Here is a 2,824-nt window from a genome sequence, read left to right as displayed (position 1 = left end):
CGACGTAAGGGGGCGGCGGCGGGTGACGGACCGAAGGCGGGCGTCACCCTGTCGGGGGACGGAATTGGCAGCTGTGAGCGGCACCAGAACTGGTGATCAGCGTTCCGGTGAGAGTACCCGGGCGCGGCGGGTGGGTCGGCCCGGCGTCGGCGACGCGCCCGGCCCGGCACCCGTGCGGGCGTCCGGGTCGGGGCCGCCTGCCGCAGGCGATAGGCTGTACGCCGCGTGTCGGAACGACGCCGTTCCTCGTGGCGGCGCCCCGGTGTCCGGCGCCCCGTCGCGTCGTGTGGCGCGACGAGCGGGCGCGGCCCGGTACCGTCGACCCGGCACCCGCACACCCGTCACGTTCCCGTATTCCCTGACAACAGCACACGCGGCCGAGGAGTCACCCGGATGAGCACCACCCAGATCGAGAGGCTGCGCGGGCTGTTGGAACCCCTGGCCGTCGAGCGGGGTCTGGACCTGGAAGACGTCGTCGTCACCCCCGCCGGCAAGCGCCGGGTGCTGCGGGTGGTCGTCGACTCCGACGAGGGTGTGCAGCTGGACACCTGCGCCGAGCTGAGCCGCGCGGCGTCCGCCGCGCTCGACGACAGCGACGTGATGGGCGGCGCCCCGTACGTGCTGGAGGTCACCTCACCCGGCGCCGACCGCCCGCTGACCGAGCCGCGCCACTTCCGCCGGGCGGAGGGCCGCCTGGTGTGGCTGCGCCTGCACGAGGGCGGGGAGCTGACGACGAGGCTGCTCGCGGTCGACGAGGACGGTCTGGACACCGAGGTGCCGGGCGGCAAGGGCCGCAGGTCCACCCCCCGCCGCCTGGAGTTCGCGGAGATCGCGAAGGCCCGGGTGGAGATCGAGTTCAATCGCAAGGACAACACGTCCGGCACGTCCAGCAAGGACGACGAGGACAACAAGGGCAACAAGGACAACAAGGAAGAGGAGGAGGCGTAACCGTGGACATCGACATGAGTGCCCTGCGGGGCCTCGTACGGGAGAAGGAGATCTCCTTCGATCTGCTCGTCGAGGCGATCGAGTCGGCCCTCCTCATCGCGTACCACCGGACCGAGGGCAGCCGCAGGCACGCCCGGGTCGAGCTGGACCGGGCCACCGGCCATGTGACCGTGTGGGCCAAGGAGGACGCCGCCGACCTGGAGGAGGGGCAGGAGCCCCGGGAGTTCGACGACACCCCGTCCGGGTTCGGTCGGATCGCCGCGACGACCGCGAAGCAGGTCATCCTGCAGCGCCTGCGGGACGCCGAGGAGGAGGTCACCTTCGGCGAGTACGCGGGCCGGGAGGGCGACATCGTCGCCGGCATGGTGCAGCAGGGCAAGGACCCGAGGAACGTGCTGGTCGACATCGGCCGGCTGGAGGCGATCCTGCCGACGCAGGAGCAGGTGCCCGGTGAGGACTACTCCCACGGCACCCGGCTGCGCACCTACGTGGTGCGGGTCGCCAAGGGTGTGCGCGGGCCGTCGGTGACGCTGTCGCGGACCCACCCCAACCTGGTGAAGAAGCTCTTCGCCCTGGAGGTCCCGGAGATCAACGACGGTTCCGTGGAGATCGCCGCCATCGCCCGCGAGGCGGGCCACCGCACGAAGATCGCGGTGCGGTCCAACCGTTCCGGTCTGAACGCCAAGGGCGCCTGCATCGGCCCGATGGGCGGGCGGGTCCGCAACGTGATGGCCGAGCTGAACGGCGAGAAGATCGACATCGTCGACTGGTCCGACGACCCGGCGGAGCTGGTGGCCAACGCGCTCTCGCCCGCCCGGGTGAACAAGGTGGAGATCGTCGACCTGGCCGCCCGTTCGGCACGGGTCACCGTTCCGGACTACCAGCTGTCGCTGGCCATCGGCAAGGAGGGCCAGAACGCCCGACTGGCCGCCCGGCTCACCGGCTGGCGCATCGACATCCGTCCGGACACCGAGTCCGGCGGTACGCAGGAGAGCTGAAGCCGGCTCTCGGTGGCGGTCCCCGCGGCGGGGCCGCCGCCACGGACGGCGGAAACCGCCGGCTCCCCGGGCCCGGGGAGCAGCGGTGTCCGCGCGGGGAGGTAGACTTAACCAGTGTCTGGCCGGACGCGTGCCCGAGTATGCCCAGAGCGAACGTGCGTGGGCTGCCGGGAGCGGTCGACCAAGGCCGGTCTGCTGCGTGTGGTGATGATCGAAGGACACTGCGTCCCCGATCCTCGCGGTACGCTGCCCGGCCGGGGTGCGTATGTGCACGCCACTCCAGCCTGTGTCGAGCTGGCGGTCCGCCGCCGGGCGTTCCGAAGGGCCTTCCGTCTGACGGGAGGCCGCGAGTCGCCCGACACCGCAACACTGGAGAGCCACGTGCGGGACGCACCCCGCAGTGCACCGTGAAGGGGCCGGTCGGGCCCCTGCAAGAAACGTAAGAAAGCCGCGCGGAACGCCGTGCGGCGAGGTACCTCGCGAGTCGGAAGTAGGTCGAGATTGCGATGAGCACTCGATGAGTACGCGATGAGTACGCCCATGCACAAGTAGCGACGGTCCGGCGGACGACCAACCCCGGACCAGAAGGAGCGAAGTGGCTAAGGTCCGGGTATACGAGCTCGCCAAGGAGCTTGGAGTCGAAAGCAAGGTCGTCATGGCCAAGCTCCAAGACTTGGGAGAGTTCGTGCGCTCGGCGTCCTCGACAATCGAGGCGCCGGTCGTTCGTAAACTGACTGACGCGTTCGGCGCGGGCGGTGCCGGTGGCACCAAGAAGTCCGCGGCGAAGCCGGCGGCCCCCAAGAAGGCCGCTCCGAAGCCGGGAGCACCCAAGCCGGGTGCCCCCGCCAAGCCCGGCGCGCCCCTGTCTCTAATACACA

The 2,824-nt window shown here is 70.7% G+C and carries 4 protein-coding genes; all 4 read left to right on the top strand.

The features are described 5' to 3' along the window. Nucleotides 1–393 precede the first annotated feature (393 nt). Nucleotides 394–948 carry a ribosome maturation factor RimP gene (rimP, locus tag GL263_RS24580; protein WP_182857939.1) on the top strand — a complete coding sequence of 185 codons (555 nt, stop codon included), beginning with the start codon at nt 394–396 and terminating at the stop codon, nt 946–948. 2 nt (nt 949–950) lie between these two features. Further along, the gene (gene nusA / locus GL263_RS24575; protein ID WP_182857938.1) at nt 951–1,946 is read left to right on the top strand and encodes a transcription termination factor NusA; all 996 of its coding nucleotides are present in this window, start codon (nt 951–953) and stop codon (nt 1,944–1,946) included. A 114-nt stretch (nt 1,947–2,060) separates the two neighbouring features. Continuing rightward, nucleotides 2,061–2,357, top strand: coding sequence for a YlxR family protein (locus GL263_RS24570; RefSeq protein ID WP_182857937.1), 297 nt, complete (start codon nt 2,061–2,063; stop codon nt 2,355–2,357). 184 nt (nt 2,358–2,541) lie between these two features. Continuing rightward, the coding region (locus GL263_RS24565; RefSeq protein WP_182857936.1) for a translation initiation factor IF-2 N-terminal domain-containing protein at nt 2,542–2,824 on the top strand (283 nt) is incomplete at its 3' end.

Origin of the sequence: Streptomyces durbertensis (genome assembly GCF_014156695.1) — a bacterium.
Classification (GTDB): Bacteria; Actinomycetota; Actinomycetes; order Streptomycetales; family Streptomycetaceae; genus Streptomyces; species Streptomyces durbertensis.
This window is presented reverse-complemented; position numbering and strand designations above follow the sequence as displayed.

Excerpts from the sequence above, each read along its gene's own strand:
- rimP (WP_182857939.1), top strand. The coding sequence starts at position 394 with ATGAGCACCACCCAGATCGAGAGGCTGCGCGGGCTGTTGGAACCCCTG.